The sequence below is a fragment of the Neisseria sp. HMSC065D04 genome (assembly GCF_001815675.1).
Classification (GTDB): domain Bacteria; phylum Pseudomonadota; class Gammaproteobacteria; order Burkholderiales; family Neisseriaceae; genus Neisseria.
In genome coordinates this window covers 22384-33872 of sequence record NZ_KV821553.1, presented here as the reverse complement: position 1 = coordinate 33872, position 11489 = coordinate 22384, and the positions used below count along the sequence as shown (strand labels likewise).

At 52.6% G+C, this 11489-nt stretch carries 14 protein-coding genes; 5 read left to right on the top strand and 9 right to left on the bottom strand.

The window, feature by feature from the left end; translation table 11 throughout:
* Positions 1 to 107: 107 nt before the first annotated feature.
* The 3 genes from HMPREF3050_RS12010 (at position 108) to HMPREF3050_RS12000 (ending at position 2534) form a co-directional block, all read left to right on the top strand.
* On the top strand, positions 108 to 1244 hold the full coding sequence (locus tag HMPREF3050_RS12010) for a 5-(carboxyamino)imidazole ribonucleotide synthase (RefSeq protein WP_070774957.1): 1137 nt from the start codon (positions 108 to 110) through the stop codon (positions 1242 to 1244).
* 106 nt (positions 1245 to 1350) lie between these two features.
* Positions 1351 to 1833, top strand: coding sequence for a GNAT family N-acetyltransferase (locus HMPREF3050_RS12005; protein WP_003756935.1), 483 nt, complete (start codon positions 1351 to 1353; stop codon positions 1831 to 1833).
* A gap of 83 nt (positions 1834 to 1916) precedes the next feature.
* Positions 1917 to 2534 carry a Smr/MutS family protein gene (locus HMPREF3050_RS12000; protein ID WP_141745719.1) on the top strand — a complete coding sequence of 206 codons (618 nt, stop codon included), beginning with the start codon at positions 1917 to 1919 and terminating at the stop codon, positions 2532 to 2534.
* A 283-nt stretch (positions 2535 to 2817) separates the two neighbouring features.
* Here HMPREF3050_RS12000 and HMPREF3050_RS11995 read toward each other — a convergent pair whose 3' ends face one another.
* Positions 2818 to 4185: an FAD-binding oxidoreductase gene (locus HMPREF3050_RS11995; RefSeq protein WP_070774946.1), complete on the bottom strand. Its 1368-nt coding sequence runs from the start codon at positions 4183 to 4185 to the stop codon at positions 2818 to 2820.
* 134 nt (positions 4186 to 4319) lie between these two features.
* Positions 4320 to 4613 carry a hypothetical protein gene (locus HMPREF3050_RS11990; protein WP_070774945.1) on the bottom strand — a complete coding sequence of 98 codons (294 nt, stop codon included), beginning with the start codon at positions 4611 to 4613 and terminating at the stop codon, positions 4320 to 4322.
* A gap of 566 nt (positions 4614 to 5179) precedes the next feature.
* On the opposite strand from HMPREF3050_RS11990, the gene HMPREF3050_RS11985 reads away from it, so the two are divergent.
* Positions 5180 to 5659, top strand: coding sequence for an FKBP-type peptidyl-prolyl cis-trans isomerase (locus HMPREF3050_RS11985; protein WP_003766910.1), 480 nt, complete (start codon positions 5180 to 5182; stop codon positions 5657 to 5659).
* A 235-nt stretch (positions 5660 to 5894) separates the two neighbouring features.
* On the opposite strand, the gene HMPREF3050_RS14705 is transcribed toward HMPREF3050_RS11985, so the two are convergent.
* The 6 genes from HMPREF3050_RS14705 to HMPREF3050_RS11960 all read right to left on the bottom strand — a co-directional run bounded on the left by HMPREF3050_RS14705 (position 5895) and on the right by HMPREF3050_RS11960 (position 9201).
* Positions 5895 to 6056, bottom strand: a complete 162-nt coding sequence (locus tag HMPREF3050_RS14705) for a hypothetical protein (RefSeq protein ID WP_168166274.1) — start codon at positions 6054 to 6056, stop codon at positions 5895 to 5897.
* A 57-nt stretch (positions 6057 to 6113) separates the two neighbouring features.
* Positions 6114 to 6734 (bottom strand): hypothetical protein, encoded by a 621-nt coding sequence (locus HMPREF3050_RS11980; protein WP_070774944.1) that lies wholly within the window; start codon positions 6732 to 6734, stop codon positions 6114 to 6116.
* A 231-nt stretch (positions 6735 to 6965) separates the two neighbouring features.
* Positions 6966 to 7271, bottom strand: a complete 306-nt coding sequence (locus tag HMPREF3050_RS11975; protein WP_283122385.1) for an NAD(P)H-dependent oxidoreductase — start codon at positions 7269 to 7271, stop codon at positions 6966 to 6968.
* An 8-nt stretch (positions 7272 to 7279) separates the two neighbouring features.
* Positions 7280 to 7723, bottom strand: coding sequence for an EVE domain-containing protein (locus tag HMPREF3050_RS11970; protein WP_070774943.1), 444 nt, complete (start codon positions 7721 to 7723; stop codon positions 7280 to 7282).
* A gap of 118 nt (positions 7724 to 7841) precedes the next feature.
* Entirely contained in the window at positions 7842 to 8330 is a 489-nt protein-coding gene (locus tag HMPREF3050_RS11965) for a GNAT family N-acetyltransferase (protein WP_246830273.1), read from the bottom strand.
* A 31-nt stretch (positions 8331 to 8361) separates the two neighbouring features.
* Positions 8362 to 9201 (bottom strand): alpha/beta hydrolase, encoded by an 840-nt coding sequence (locus tag HMPREF3050_RS11960; protein ID WP_070774942.1) that lies wholly within the window; start codon positions 9199 to 9201, stop codon positions 8362 to 8364.
* A 68-nt stretch (positions 9202 to 9269) separates the two neighbouring features.
* On the opposite strand from HMPREF3050_RS11960, the gene HMPREF3050_RS11955 reads away from it, so the two are divergent.
* A complete protein-coding gene (locus HMPREF3050_RS11955; protein ID WP_070774941.1) occupies positions 9270 to 9473 on the top strand; it encodes a hypothetical protein in 204 nt (67 codons plus the stop codon).
* 21 nt (positions 9474 to 9494) lie between these two features.
* Here HMPREF3050_RS11955 and ilvD read toward each other — a convergent pair whose 3' ends face one another.
* Entirely contained in the window at positions 9495 to 11354 is a 1860-nt protein-coding gene (gene ilvD, locus HMPREF3050_RS11950) for a dihydroxy-acid dehydratase (protein WP_070774940.1), read from the bottom strand.
* Positions 11355 to 11489: the final 135 nt, after the last annotated feature.

Sequence of the window (11489 nt, the reverse complement as noted above, 5' to 3'; positions counted from 1 at the left end):
CCGTACTGGTTTAAAGTTAATCCACTATAAAAGGCGTTTTAACATTTATCTCTATAAGCAGGTTTGTTACAATTTCGGGAAAATTTTAGTGGAACCGCAAAATGCTGATGAACTCATCCGCCATCCTCCCGCCCGCCATGCTCGGCATCCTCGGCGGCGGACAATTAGGCAGAATGTTTACCGTTGCCGCCAAAACCATGGGCTACAAAGTAACCGTACTCGACCCCGATCCGAACGCGCCGGCGGCGGAATTTGCCGACCGCCATTTGTGTGCGCCGTTTGACGACCAAGCCGCTTTGGACGAATTGGCAAAATGCGCGGCGGTTACCACTGAATTTGAAAACGTCAATGCCGACGCGATGCGTTTTCTGGCAAAGCATACCAACGTTTCTCCCAGCGGCGACTGCGTGGCCATCGCGCAAAACCGTATTCAGGAAAAAGCGTGGATACGCAAAGCGGGATTGCAAACCGCGCCGTATCAAGCGGTTTGCCGTTCAGACGACATCAGCGAAGCAAGCGCGCAATTTTTGCCCGGCATCCTGAAAACGGCTACGTTGGGCTATGACGGAAAAGGGCAAATCCGCGTCAAAACGGTGGACGAACTCAAAGCCGCGTTTGCCGAACACGGCGGCGTGAATTGCGTTTTGGAAAAAATGGTGGATTTGCGCGGCGAAATTTCCGTTATCGTATGCCGTCTGAACCATGAAAACGTGCAAACCTTCGACCCCGCCGAAAATATCCACGAAAACGGCATCTTGGCTTATTCCATCGTCCCCGCGCGGTTGAGTGCCGACGTGCAACAACAGGCGCGGCAAATGGCGCAACGATTGGCAGACGAATTGGATTACGTCGGCGTGTTGGCGGTGGAAATGTTCGTCGTCGGCGACACGCATGAATTGGTCGTCAACGAAATCGCCCCGCGCCCGCACAATTCCGGCCACCATACGATAGATGCCTGCGCCGCAGACCAGTTCCAGCAGCAGGTACGCATTATGTGCAATCTGCCACCCGCCGACACCAAGTTGCTTTCTTCATGTTGCATGGCGAATATTTTGGGCGACGTTTGGCAGGAAGACGGCGGCGAACCGAATTGGCTGCCGTTGCAAAGCAATCCGAATGCACACCTGCACCTATACGGCAAAAAAGCCGCGCGGAAAGGACGCAAAATGGGGCATTTCACCGTTTTGGCCGCCGATGCCGACACTGCGTTTGAAGCAGCGGGAAAATTACATCAAAGCCTTTGAATATAAAATATAATATCGGAAACAGCGTTCAGACGACCCCCTGTCTGTTTATGAAGAAAACGTCGTCTGAACACGCATTACAATACATCTTACAACACATCTTGCCATGAGCCTTCTGACCATACTCCGTCCCGCAGTCGCGCAAGACTGCCAAGCCATACACAATGCCCATCTGCACGCCGTCCAATATACCTGCATCCGCAGTTACGACGATAAAGTATTGCATGCGTGGGAAGCCCTGCTCGATATCGACAGCTACCTCGAAACCATTTCCGATCCCGGCAAAGCCTTTTGGGTGGTGGAATACAGGGGGACCATACAGGGTTTTTTCCAAGTGGACTTCAAAGAAGCCCAATTGGACGCGTTGTATGTCCATCCCTTCGTCCATAATCACGGCTTGGGTACAGCTTTGCTGCGCCGTGCCGAAGAACTTGCACATCAGGCGGGGTTGAGCTTTTTGAAACTGTACGCCTCGCTCAACTCCGTTCCTTTCTACCGCTTGAACCATTACGAATCTTTGGGTTCTGCCGTATTGCAGTTGAACAAAGACGTCAAGGTCAAGTGCGAACTGATGCGCAAATATCTATAAGCCGTTTTCAGACGACCTGTACACGGAGCGCAGAGGTCGTCTGAAAATGTGTTTTTCATGTTCAACCTCAAAATATCCCCATGATGAAAACAGATTTCCAATCCGCCTTGAAAGCATTAGGCAAGCAAGCCAAAAAAGAAGCCGAAGCGCGGGCGCAGGAGCAAGCCTTGGCGAAGAAGCGCGAGGAAGAAAATATCGATTTTGCCAAAGCCGTAGGTGCAGTAACGCCGCTGAAAACCGCGCCGCGCTATGAAGCGCCGCGTGATAAAACGCCCATCAAACCCCGTCCGAAAGAGCAGGAAAGTTTGGCAGCCGAAGATTATTTTTATGTCGGCAGCGGCGCTTCTTGGGATGAACCGCCTGCTTCGTTCAGTAAAAACGGACAAGGTAAGAATGACTTGCAACGTCTGCGCAACGGGCATTATCCCGTAGTCGCCGATGTCGATTTGCACGGCTACACGCAGGAAGAGGCGCAACAGGTTTTAAACGAATTTATCGAATTTACCCAAAAGCGTGGCGTATGCGCCGAAATCATTCACGGCAGCGGTTTGGGCTCGTCAGGCTACAAACCCGTTTTAAAAAACATGACGCGCCGCTGGCTGATGCAGCACCCCGATGTATTGGCTTATATCGAGCCGAGGGAAGGCAATGACGGCGCTGTACGCATTTTGTTGAAGCGCAGGCGCAGGGAAGAAGAATAGTTTGTGCTGAGTTGATTGGGCTGAGGCAAGATTGCCTTGAGTGCAAGCTGCGAACCATGTCAAAGGTCGTCTGAAACTGGGATTAGGTTTTCAGACGACCTTTTCGATTTTGGCCCATATAGTGGATTAAATTTAAATCAGGACAAGGCGACGAAGCCGCAGACAGTACAGATAGTACGGAACCGATTCACTTGGTACTTCAGCACCTTAGAGAATCGTTCTCTTTGAGCTAAGGCGAGGTAACGCCGTCCTGGTTTAAAGTTAATCCACTATACTGAATTGCTTACGGCAGGAGTTTGCCCGGATTCATGATGCCGTGCGGGTCAAGCTGGGCTTTGATGGCGCGCATCAAGGCGATTTCGGACGGGGTGCGGACGCTGGGGAGCCAGTGTTTTTTGATGGTGCCGATACCGTGTTCCGCCGCGATGGTACCGTGGCAGGCGAGGATGTGTTCATAGACGATGCTGTTGACGGCATCTTCGTAACGGTAGGCTTCGTTGCTCAAGACGTCGGACAGGAAGGTGTTGTAATGCAGGCTGCCGTCGCCCAAATGTCCGAAGCAGACAATTTGTATACCCGGAAAACGGGTTTTCAAGGCGGGGGCGCATTGATGGACAAAGGCGGCGACTTGGGCAATCGGGACAGCGATGTCGTGTTTGATGCTGGTGCCGAGCTTGCGCTGGGAGGCGGAAATGTTTTCACGCAGCGTCCACAGATCGAGGCGCTCTTGTTCGGATTGCGCGATGATGCTGTTTTCTTGGCCGTTTTGATAGAGAAACTCGGCAAGTTTTTCGTCGAGCGCGGCATCGGGAACGGAATCGGTCAGTTCGAGCAGGACGTGCCAGTTTGCATCGGTCGGCTGTTTGAGATGACTGAACTCGGAAGACAATGCCAAAGCGTAGCGGCTGATCAGCTCGAAACTGGTGAGACGTTCGGCAAAATGCCCTTGTACGGCTGTTAAAAGCTGTACGGCAGATTCGATGTCGTCCAAACCTACCCACGCGGTCGCTATGGTTTGCGGACGGGCGAAGAGTTTGAGCGTAGCGGCGGTGATAATGCCGAGCGTGCCTTCGCTGCCGATAAAGAGGTGGCGCAGGTCGTAACCGGTGGTATTTTTGTGCAGCGGTTGGAGATGGGAAACAAGTTCGCCATTGGGCAGGACGACTTCCAAACCCAATACCAAGTCGCGCATACTGCCGTAGCGTAAAACGTTTAATCCGCCGGCGTTGCAGGCGATGTTGCCGCCGATTTCGCACGAGCCTTCGCTGGCAAGACTGAGGGGAAACAGTCTGCCCGCTTCGGATGCCGCTTTTTGGACGTTTTGCAGGATTACGCCTGCTTCGACGGTGATGCTGTTGTCGGCAAGGTTGATTTCGCGGATGCGGTTGATTTTGGAAAGGTTGAGCAGTACGCCGCCGGAAGCTACCGCTGCGCCGCACAAACCGGTATTGCCGCCCTGTGGGGTAACGGGGATACGGTGTTCAAAACAAAACCGCATGATTTCTTGTACATTTTCTATAGAATGCGGTTGCAAGATGATGTCCGGTTCGGAAACAAAGCGGCGGCGCTGGTCGTTTAACAAGGCCGGAGTGGCTTCGAGGATTTCGGCGGGGGAAAGGAATTCAAGAAAACGGTCGTACAGATTGGGCATAACGGGCAGAAGGATGGTTTGTGTGTGTACGGAAGATTATATAGCGGATAAGGGAGGCGAAAAACGGTAAAGGTCGTCTGAAAAACAAAAAAGCAGGATACAATCCGTATCCTGCTTTTTTAACTGTAAAAATATTATTTTGCAGCAGAAGCGGCAGCTGAGCTGGCAGCAGAAGCAGCGCCAGTTGCAGCAGAAGCAGCGGTATTAGCTGCAGAAGCGGCAGTGTTGGCAGCAGAAGCAGCGGTGTTAGCTGCAGAAGCGGCTTCAGTTGCAGAGGAAGCGGCAGAAGCAGCACCGGTTGCAGAAGAAGCGGCAGAAGCAGCAGTTTCAGAAGCACCGGAAGCGGTAGGAGCAGCAGTATCAGCGCCTTTGTTACAAGCAGCCAAAGCCAAAGATAACAGAGCAGCAGCAATCAGAGATTTTTTCATTTTGAGAACCTTCTTTAAATCGATTTAAGTAGAACAAAACAACAAAACGACATATAAGTCGTTTCATTTAGAGTAAAAATTCATTGCTGAATTTCCTGCATTATGCCCCACAGGGTGCTTCGGTGCAACGATACGGACGAATTAGTAATTTTTAATCAATCTGAAATGGACGAAAGACGGGGGTGAAACTAGTCCGCATTGGCTGTTATTCAATGTACATTTGAAATAAATTGTATAGTAAAATTTATTTATTTCATGCGTTTACATTTAAATAATGCGCTATGGGCCCTTGTTTTCAATCGGTTTAAATGAAATGCGGGCAGTTGTTGCGCATAAAAGCAAAAAGTTGTAAAAAAGTTACACAAATATAAAGATTATCAAAATTTACGCTTTTGCGCGCAATATGTTAAATATTGTGCATATAAATTTATAATTGTTAGTTTTGATAATTTTGCGATAAATCTCCGTGCATGACGGCGGTGTGTTAGAATGCTTTAGATTTGTTGGCAGAGGGTTGTCAATAAAGAAAACCTGTTTTGATAAACGGTCATGATAAAGGATAAAAAATGGCTATTGAAAAAAATTCTGTGGTTTCGCTTCACTATGAAATGTACGATGCGGACAACCAACTGCTGGACAAAACCGAAGAACCCATCGTCTATCTGCATGGCGGATATGACGGCATTTTCCCTTTGGTGGAAGAAGCTTTGCACGAGAAAAACGTCGGTGATACCGTTGAAGTCGCGCTGTCACCCGATGATGCTTTCGGCGAGCAAGATCCTAGCCTGGTGCGTATCGAAGATGTCAGCGTGTTTCCGGTTGAAGTGGAAGTCGGCATGATGTTTGAAGCCGATGATCCTGAAACCGGCGATGTCTTGATTTACCGCGTAACCGACGTGGCGGACGGCAAAGCCGTAGTAGACGGCAACCATCCGCTTGCCGGCATGAAAATCTTGTTCAAAGCGACAGTTGACGGCGTACGCGATGCGACTGAAGAAGAAATCGCACACGGCCACGTTCACGGCCCGCATGGTCATCATCACTAATTGAGTTAGTCTGCAATGCAAAAGGTCGTCTGAAAACAGGATTGGGTTTCTGTTTTCAGACGACCTTTTTGTATTTTTCTAATACTGTTTTGGCTAAATAGAGACCTTGGCAAAATAGTTCTCTTTACCTTTCCCTGCATCGTTTTCAGATGACTTTGTGTGTTCACTTTGCCTGAACCAAAATAGGTCGTCTGAAAAGTACAGTATGGTTAAGTTGGTGTGGAGTCATTTACGACTACCCGCCCAGTAACGGCGTAACAAAATCCCGCCATTGTAGGGCAAGTCCTGCATTGATTTTGGTAAGGTTGTCGAGGAAATAGAAAAACGGCGGGTCTTGCACACCCTCTTGGTCTGCCAATTCCTCATTCCATGCTGCTTCCCACAGGAAAAAGCCCATGGCAGACTCTTGGCGACGTAAATGTGGGACGTTCTTGAATTGATTATTATGATACTGTCAATGCAGCATGCATTTATCTTCCAGTTCGACAGATGAAATCCGGCCTTGGAAAAAGGCGCGGGTAGTAGAAGGGTAGTCGAATAACATCAAGTGGCTTTGGCTGTAAGGGCGGACGTATCGGTCTAAAAAATCCAGAGATTTGAATATGATTTCTTGAGTCGGAACGCGCTCGAACAGTTCTGTTTCATCGTACCAATCTTCTACCAAAATGCTTTCAAATCCTGAGTATGCTTTTAACTCGGCCAGTTGTTCGGGCGTAATCAGTTGAATTTCGCCTATATCGTTTAATCGCATTTGGCGGTATCGGACAAATGCTTCCGGCAGTTTGGCATCATATTGTGCCAATGCATGGAAAAAGGTTGATTCGTGTGCTTCTTGGACATAATCCGCCGTATAAGGTGCAAGGAAATTGCGCGCTGAGAGTAGGGCAAGTAAATCACTGCCGGGCGGATAGTGCGGAGTGGTATGAGTTTGCGTCCATTCACTCTTGGGGCAGAGTATATAGCCCCAAGCGCGTTGGTGGGCATCGTAAAGCTCACGTGAATACCATTTGCTGCTGTGGAGAAATTCAGTTTCAATGAAATCGAGGCAGATGCGTATGCGGAGAGCAGAGAGCATGGTGGTTTAACCAGTATTGAAGATGATTAGGGTGGGGCTTTATGGATATGATACAGGAGGTCCGATATACAAGGGGTGTAGAACACACACGCGCAGTTTCTGCTTTTCAGACAATTTCGATACTTTCTTTGAGGTGGTCTGAAATATTGGTTCTTTAACAATCCGACTACTGCTCAGCATCAAGGTCGTCTGAAACACAACTTTCAGACGACCTTTGATTAGTTGAAATGGTCAAGCGGAAAAATGGTCGTACACAACATCGATTTTTGCACAGGCGCGTTGGACTGAAGCTTCCCAGTCGCCTGCCGTACCTTCGGTGTAAACGGTATCCACGGAAGCAAAGCCCAAGAAGCCGCTAAACAATATTTTTAAATAGCTTGAGGCGAAATCCATTTGCGCCATCAGACCTTCGCTATAAACGCTGCCGCCGGCCTGCAACAGCAGCACTTTATGCTCACCCATCAACCCTTTCGGCGTACCATTTTCGCGGTGGCGTAAGGTTTCGCTATGGCAGCCTGAAAACGTATGGGCAGTCAGTGCACACCCTACCAGAATCCCTGTTGCTGCCCAACCATATCGGGCGGCGACTGCATATACGTCCGCACAAAATCAAAGAAATCGCGGCTGATTTCAAAATGTCCGTAACGCAGCATGGCGGCGTATTTTTTCCATTCGGGATGCGTGCGGATGATGTCTATCGGGCAGTTGCGGCGGGTTTCGGCATACTCCACATTGCGGCGGAAGGGGATGAAGGTCTCGCTCATTTGGAACGGATAGGCGGTATTGTCCGTAATTTGCCCGAATGCGGTAAAGGCTTGCAGTTTTTCCGCGCCGTCCATACGGATTTTCGGGCTGTAATAAAGCAGCCAATCGCCACGCCTCATGCGGTTGAGTGGTGCGGCTTTGCCGTGGCACACTTGGCAGAACCCGCCTGCCACGCCGCGCAGGACGTGTTCTTGGGATACGGTGCCAATCCAATATTTCGTCATTATTGTCTTTCTATCGGTTGCGGATTTGAAGCAGCCTGCACTTGGGTTTTCCGAAAGTGCAGGCTGCTTTTTGGGTTTTCAGACGGCATTCAGGCTGCTTGAAAACGCCTATCCTACCCTACGCGCCGCTGTCCAACGCCCGCCGCATCACCGACACGGTTTCGCCGTTATGCGGCCGCGTTTCAATTTCGCGCCAGCCGTATTTGGCGTACACCGCCTGCACGTCGGGCGTGTAAAGATAGAGTTCGGGCAGGCCAAGCCGCTGCGCTTCAATCAGGGCGTGTTCCATCAGATGCCTGCCCACGTTGCATCCGCGTGCTTCGGGCAGCACGAACACGTCGCCCAGCCAGTATTCGTATTGCGGCAGCGCGGCGATGTCGTGCCGTTTCAGCGCGGCCGAACCGAGCAGTCGCCCACCGTCCACCGCCAGCCAGGCAAGCGGCAGGTCATTGCCTTCCAAGCAGCGGGCGTAATAGGCGCGAATTTTTTCCACGTTCTGCCACGGGGCGAAATTGTGCCATTCGGCGTGCAGGGCGTGGGCGAGGGTGTCGATGTGCTGCAGCTGTTCCGCTAGCGGGACGATATTTATCGGCGAGGTGGTCTCCAAGGGCTTTCAGGCTACCTGAAAACGGTGTGGGTTATGCCGCGTGGGCAGAAGTATTCTGTCTGATAAAGTCCAGCAACATTGCACCGACATCGTCCTGCGGGCCGCCGATGCTTAATGCTGTGGAAAGGTGGTTATGGTGCGGCAGTTCGCGCAAGTTGGCCTGCGGGCAGGCATCGCGCAAAGCCTGCGCCTGCTGCCGGAACAGCGGCGGGTCGTATTGCGAGACGGTGTAAAGCGCGGGCACGCGGATTCGGCCGAGTTGCGGCAGGTTGCCGGTGCGTTCGGACGGTGTGCCGTAATAGGCACTGATGCTCGGGTGCGTGCCTGCGGACGGGGGGTCGTAAATCCCCGAAAACATGATTACGCCTGCAACCGGCAGCGGCACGTTTTGGCGTTGCCCGAAGGCGAGTGCATCGGCAACATGGGCCGCGCCTGCGGACTGCCCGACAAGCCAAATCCGCGCATCGGGCCGTTCGTGGTGCAGCAGACCGACAACGCTGGTAATGTCGTCCCGTGCATCAGGATAGGGATGGTCGGGGGCAAGGCGGTAGTCGGGAACGACGGCCTGCATTCCACTGGCTTCCGCCCATGCGCCGATATTGGCGAAAAACGGGCTGTCGGGGTTGCCTTTGCTGCCGGCAACAAAGCCGCCGCCGTGTATATAGACGATGATGTCCGATTTGTCGGGCAGGCCGTAGCGGTCGAATTTCTGGTGTTTGTGCCCACCGTAGGCAAGGTCGCGCCGGACGTGTTCGGGCGAAGGGGCTGTGGGGGCAAACAGTTGGTAGGTTGCTGCAACAAATTCTGGGGAGAGGCTGCCGCCGTGTATCCGGTCTAAGGCGGCGATTTGGGTTTGCTGTTCGGGAGTCATGGGATTTTTTCGGGTGGGTGGGGACAGGGTTTCAGGTTGCCTGAAAAACCTTACTCGTCTTCGGTCAGGTGGCAGACGAAACCGGAGAAGCTGTCTGCAATGTATTCTTCCGTCAAATCGTCCTGATAGATATTGATGACGGGTGGTTCACCGTTTGCGCCGGTGTTGCGGTAGTCCAGCGCGAAAAAGCTGTGTCCGTTGTCTTCTTGGGCGAAAAAGTGCAGGCTGCTTTTAGGTTTTCAGACGACCTACGATACCGTATGGTCGTCTGAAACCTTTATTGCCGTACTGTTTTACCGTTCGATTTGGCTCACATCACGCACCGCGCCTTTGTCGGCGGAAGTCGCCATTGCGCCGTAGGCGCGCAGGGCGGCGGAGACGTAGCGGTCGCGGTTTTCCGGTTTCCACGCTTTGCTGCCGCGCGCTTCCATTTCGGCGCGGCGTTTTGCGAGTTCTTCGTCGGATACTTTCAGGTTGATGCTGCGGTTGGGGATGTCGATTTCAATCGTGTCGCCTTCGTGCACCAAGCCGATGGCGCCGCCTTCCGCCGCTTCGGGTGAAGCGTGGCCGATGGAGAGGCCTGATGTGCCGCCGGAGAAGCGTCCGTCAGTCAGCAAGGCGCAGGCTTTGCCCAAGCCTTTGGATTTCAGGTAGGAAGTCGGATACAGCATTTCCTGCATACCGGGGCCGCCTTTCGGGCCTTCGTAGCGGATGATGACGATGTCGCCGGCGACGATTTGGTTGCCCAAAATGCCTTCGACGGCGGCTTCTTGGCTTTCAAACACACGGGCGCGGCCGGTGAATTTGAGGATGCTCTCGTCCACGCCTGCGGTTTTCACCACGCAACCGCGTTCGGCGATGTTGCCGAACAATACCGCCAAACCACCGTCTTGCGAATAGGCGTGTTCGACGTTGCGGATGCAGCCTTTTTCGCGGTCGAGGTCGAGGGTTTTCCACATGCGGTTTTGTGAGAACGCTTGGGTGGTGCGCACGCCGCCGGGTGCGGCTTTGAAGCGTTCGATGGCGTGGGTGTTTTCGGGATTGGTCACGTCCCATTTTTCAATCGCGTCTTTCAGCGTCGGCGCGTGGATGGTGTACACGTCGGTGTGCAGTTTGCCCGCTTTGTCCAGTTCTTTCAGGATAGCGAAGATGCCGCCCGCGCGGTGCACGTCTTCCATGTAGTAGTCGTGGTTGTTGGGCGCGGTTTTGCAGATGCAGGGCACGACGCGGCTTAAGCGGTCGATGTCGGCCATTTTGAAATCCACGCCCGCTTCGTTGGCGACGGCGAGCAAATGCAGGATGGTGTTGGTGGAGCCGCCCATGGCGATGTCCATAGTCATGGCGTTTTCAAACGCTTTTTTGGTGGCGATGCTGCGCGGCAGCACGGTTTCGTCGTTTTGCTCGTAATAGCGTTTGGTGATTTCGACAATCATGCGGCCGGCTTCGAGGAACAATTCTTTGCGGCCGGCGTGGGTGGCGAGGTAGGAGCCGTTGCCGGGCAGGGACAGGCCGAGCGCTTCGGTCAGGCAGTTCATGGAGTTGGCGGTGAACATGCCGGAGCAGGAGCCGCAGGTCGGGCAGGCGTTTTGTTCGACTTCTTCAACCTGTTGGTTGCTGACATTGTCGTCCGCCGATTCAATCATGGCGTCAATCAAGTCCAAGCGGCGTTCGGGCTGGATGTTTGCTACGCCGATGACTTTGCCCGCTTCCATCGGACCACCGGAAACGAAGATGGTCGGGATGTTCAGGCGCATGGCGGCAATCAGCATTCCCGGGGTGATTTTGTCGCAGTTGGAAATGCACACCAGCGCGTCGGCGCAGTGGGCGTTGACCATGTATTCGATAGAGTCGGCAATCAAATCGCGGCTGGGCAGGGAGTACAGCATGCCGCTGTGTCCCATGGCGATGCCGTCGTCGATGGCGATGGTGTTGAATTCTTTAGCGATGGCGCCCGCTTTTTCAATTTCGCGGGCAACCAGCTGGCCCATGTTGTGCAAGTGAACATGGCCGGGAACGAATTGGGTGAATGAGTTGGCAACGGCGATGATGGGCTTGCCGAAGTCGGTTTCCATCACGCCGGTGGCGCGCCACAATGCGCGTGCGCCCGCCATATTGCGGCCGTGGGTGGAGGTTTTGGAGCGGTATTCTGGCATGGGGTATTCCTCAGAGGGGTGGTATTTTGAAAGACGAGCCGTCTGAAATAAAGGTATCGACTTGAGCAACCTTTGTTTCAGACGGCCTTTAGACCGGTATTTTATATGAAATACCGCATAATAAGAAATGCTTTA

Excerpts from the sequence above, each read along its gene's own strand:
- HMPREF3050_RS12010 (WP_070774957.1), top strand. The coding sequence starts at position 108 with ATGAACTCATCCGCCATCCTCCCGCCCGCCATGCTCGGCATCCTCGGC.
- HMPREF3050_RS12005 (WP_003756935.1), top strand. The coding sequence starts at position 1,351 with ATGAGCCTTCTGACCATACTCCGTCCCGCAGTCGCGCAAGACTGCCAA.
- HMPREF3050_RS12000 (WP_141745719.1), top strand. The coding sequence starts at position 1,917 with ATGAAAACAGATTTCCAATCCGCCTTGAAAGCATTAGGCAAGCAAGCC.
- HMPREF3050_RS11995 (WP_070774946.1), bottom strand. The coding sequence starts at position 4,185 with ATGCCCAATCTGTACGACCGTTTTCTTGAATTCCTTTCCCCCGCCGAA.
- HMPREF3050_RS11990 (WP_070774945.1), bottom strand. The coding sequence starts at position 4,613 with ATGAAAAAATCTCTGATTGCTGCTGCTCTGTTATCTTTGGCTTTGGCT.
- HMPREF3050_RS11985 (WP_003766910.1), top strand. The coding sequence starts at position 5,180 with ATGGCTATTGAAAAAAATTCTGTGGTTTCGCTTCACTATGAAATGTAC.
- HMPREF3050_RS14705 (WP_168166274.1), bottom strand. The coding sequence starts at position 6,056 with ATGGGCTTTTTCCTGTGGGAAGCAGCATGGAATGAGGAATTGGCAGAC.
- HMPREF3050_RS11980 (WP_070774944.1), bottom strand. The coding sequence starts at position 6,734 with ATGCTCTCTGCTCTCCGCATACGCATCTGCCTCGATTTCATTGAAACT.
- HMPREF3050_RS11970 (WP_070774943.1), bottom strand. The coding sequence starts at position 7,723 with ATGACGAAATATTGGATTGGCACCGTATCCCAAGAACACGTCCTGCGC.
- HMPREF3050_RS11960 (WP_070774942.1), bottom strand. The coding sequence starts at position 9,201 with ATGACTCCCGAACAGCAAACCCAAATCGCCGCCTTAGACCGGATACAC.
- ilvD (WP_070774940.1), bottom strand. The coding sequence starts at position 11,354 with ATGCCAGAATACCGCTCCAAAACCTCCACCCACGGCCGCAATATGGCG.